Annotated in this window: 2 protein-coding genes; both read right to left on the bottom strand. The window is 62.7% G+C overall.

Annotated features, from left to right (window positions below; translation table 11 throughout):
* Positions 1 to 2,261 (bottom strand): Ig-like domain-containing protein (locus ACXJKH_RS16950; RefSeq protein WP_457321070.1); only part of this gene is annotated, 2,261 nt, incomplete at its 3' end.
* Positions 2,258 to 3,597, bottom strand: a 1,340-nt coding sequence (locus tag ACXJKH_RS16945; protein WP_457321068.1) for an RHS repeat domain-containing protein, incomplete at its 5' end; no start/stop codon positions are given. The genes ACXJKH_RS16945 and ACXJKH_RS16950, both read right to left, overlap by 4 nt.

The following is a 3,597-nucleotide window of genomic DNA, read 5'->3' as shown; positions in this document are numbered from 1 at the left end:
AGGTTGCCCTGGACGTCGTAGCTGAGCCCGATGACGGTCGCCCCGTTGCACCCGCCCTCCTTCACATTGGTCAGCCGCCAGTTCTGGTCGTAACAGTAGTGGTGAGCACGCGGGCTGCTCCCTGCCGCCACTACGTTCAGACGCAGGTTATCGAACGGGTCGTACTCGTAGAATGCCTCGCCGAACATCGACGAATTGACGTGCACAAGCCGGTCCGCGGCGTCGTACTGCATAGTCCGGCTCTGACGGCCATTGCGCAGATCGGTGATCTCGACCGGATTGCCGGCAGGGTCGTAGGCATACGCAAGATCCAAACGCGTGCCCGACCCGGAACAGCCGGTAGCCCCCACGCAGTCCGATACGCGTGTCGGAAGCTGGCGCGTGTTCTGGGCAAGGGTCCGCACCACGCCGTTGCCGTACGCGAACTGCTTGATCGCACCGTTGGCATGCCATTGAACGCCTGCGGCGAAGCTGCCTACCCGGGTTGGCTGACCCAGCGCATTAGGCGCGTAATCCACGACCAGTCCCGAACCGGGGTAGCGCATGCTACTGCGATTGCCATGCGCGTCGTAGGCATGCGACGCCGTCCAGGCACGCCCATCCGGAAGCTGCTGACTTTCCTCCACCAGCAGGCGCAGGCGGTTGTAGGCGTAGGTGGTGACCGTCGGGACCGCGACGCCAGGGTTGGATACGCTTATCGCCGAGGGCTTGCCATCGGCGGTATAGGCCCATATCTGGTCCCCCTTGCCGTCGGGAAAATGCAGCGTGGCAAGGCGCCCGCGCGCATCGTAGGTGCGGTCCACGCGGCGGCTGGCCACCTCGACGCTGTCCCCTGCTTCTTCACAGGCGGCATTGCCCGGTAGGCCGGCCGCGCTCCAGGCTAGGTTGCCCGCCGGGTCGTACCCCGTCAGGGTGACGCCGGTTTCAGGCTCTTCCACCCTGCACAACAACTGCCGCGCGTTATAGGTGTAGCGCCGTGTGACGGACTGACCCTCGGCCCCACTACTGGAGGCAAACACCGTGGCGCTGACCGGTGCACTGGTCGCCGACAGGCCATGACTGTCTGTCGCGCGCGCGACAAACGCGTAGACGCCGGAAGGCAATCCGCCCACCGAGGACGAGAACGGTGCGTCAGTCGTTGTCGCCACAACGTTGCCGTTGACGAGGTACTCCACCTTTTGGATGGTGCCGTCCGGGTCGGAAGCCGCAACCGCCAGGACAAAGCTGCCTGGCTCCCGCCGAACCGCACCGGGCGAAGGCGAGGTGAGCGTTACAGATGGCGGCAACGCAATGAAGACCGGGATCGATGTGGAATCCACCCGAGCGCCCCGGGTGTCGAAGGCGCGCGCGACGAGCTGGTGCGCACCTGCAGTTGCCACCCAGGTGAATGCATACGGAGCCGTTGTAGAGGCGCCTGCCCACTGGCCGTCGACAAGGAATTCGACACGTGCAATGCCGTCATCCGCATCACTGGCGCTGGCCTGCATCACCACCGCCGCACCTGCCTGGAACACCTGATGGGCCTGCGGTGCGACAAGGCTGACCTGCGGCTGCTGGTTAGGCGTGGGAATGCCGGTGACATCGATGTTGGCCAGCACGTAAGCGCCTTCGCGCAGCGAGAGGCGTGCGCCCGCAGCCGTAATGGACGACACGCCCTGCGATCCACTTGCCCCTTGCGCCAACAGAACCGGACCAGCCCCTTGGGGATTGGAGATGAACAGTTGCGCCGATGCAGCGTTGGAGCTCCACGAGACAGTGACGCTGCACGCACTGGCGCCCCAAGGAATCACGCAGTTGGACGGGTTCGCCGACAACGAGCCCGTGGGCTGGCTTACGGTGACGCGCACCAGCGGCGACTGTACTTCCCGGTAGCGCTCATTGCCCGAGGCATCGTGGGATATCGCCACCCCCATGAACACAAAATCGTAGGTGCCTGCAGCAAGGCCTTGCTCGTTGTAGTACTGCGTGGTCGGGTGATCCCAATCGACATCCAGCACGACGAGTTCGCCATTGCGCATCAGGTACATAGAGGAATGGTCGATTGCTTCATAGACCCCATTGATGATGGCGTCGAGCAGATCGACCTTTAGCGCTACGTTGCCCGGGGCCACCAGCTGGCTGCCGCTGGTGGCTGTAACGCGGAAGCGCGCGGCATTCGGCGACTGTGCGGCTCCATGAAGCGCCCAGACCGACATCACCAGGCCCATGAGGATGCGGAGAAGCGACAGCGCTCCCCTTGTCTGTCGTTCGACGCGGCTCATTGCGCTGCCCCCACCCGGCTGATGGTCAGGGGCTTGCCGTGGGCATCGCGATTGATCTCCATATGGATACCTCCGGGCATATCCATGCTTGCCGGAAGCTCGTACTGCGGTTCGTCGTAGGCATCGTAGGCGGTGAGTGTGATTGCTCCCTTGGGATTGATTGTCCGGATCTGGTTACCCGGCAAATATTCATTGCGGGTGACAAGCTGGCCTAGCTCGGAATCGCGACGGGACTCGGTCATTCGATCGAGCGCGTCATGGCGCGTCCACTCACCCACCGCCGGCGGAACTGCATCGCGGCTGGGATAGGACTGGAACACAGTCCTACCGGAGGCGTCGTACTCCCGCGATACCACGCTCAGCGTCGAAGCACGGTCCGCCTCGTCATATTCCTGGGTAAGCACAGGCCGCCACATCGAATCGAAATACGTGGCCTTGCGGTAGTTTCCCTGCGCAACCAGCTCCTGCCACTGCCCGGCCATGACACCCGGTGGCAACGGATCGGCGTTTGTGAGCTGGCGGAACCCCAGCGACTTGTTGAACCAGATGGTCGCGTCACCGGCGGGGTAGACTACCTGACTCAATCGTCCCATTGAATCGTAGGCATAGCTGGTGGCGAAGCCGTTCTCGTCGGTTTCAGAGGTTATCCAGCCTTGGTCGTTCACGACGGCCCGCTTCGACTGGCCGCCGGGATAGGTAATCGTCTGCGGATAGCCGCGCTTCCAGTTCAACAGATGAACCGCTGTATCGATTCCGGCCAAACTTCTGGCATCGGCCACGCTGGCAACTGTTCCGTCCGCGTGATACGTCAGATTCTGATCGATCGCACCAAAGCGATAGGTCCGTAACGGCACCGCCAGGGATGGGTCGTAGTCCACGCTGAACATCACATCGTTGGCGCATGAAGCGGGTGCGATGCAAGCGGAACGGCTGACCTGGCCAAGCACCCACAGCGAAGACTGGTCGAAATAGCCAACCGACTCGGTGCGCAGGTAGCCGATGGTGTTGGATCGCGCAATGGCCGTAGGCCGTGAAAACACATCCAGCACCGTACTGGCGCGGGTGTACGCCACGCCGTCCTGCTGGATGGTCCGCTGGATCTGCGGGCGATGGAATTCCCCCTGGAAGCCATCACCATTGAGTCTCAGACTGGTGCCATAACGCGCCGGATATGCTGCGTCTTCCCGGCTCAGGTCGTAGCTGTACGTTGTGGAGCGCAGTACCGAGGTGCCACTACCGACCTCTTCCTGCAGCAGCTTGCCTTCGTTGTAGCGATACGTATTGCCGTAACGGAATCGTCGCCAGCGCCCATCCGTCTCATGCACAGTGGTGATGC

Source organism: Stenotrophomonas sp. P5_B8 (assembly GCF_054049855.1).
This window is presented reverse-complemented; position numbering and strand designations above follow the sequence as displayed.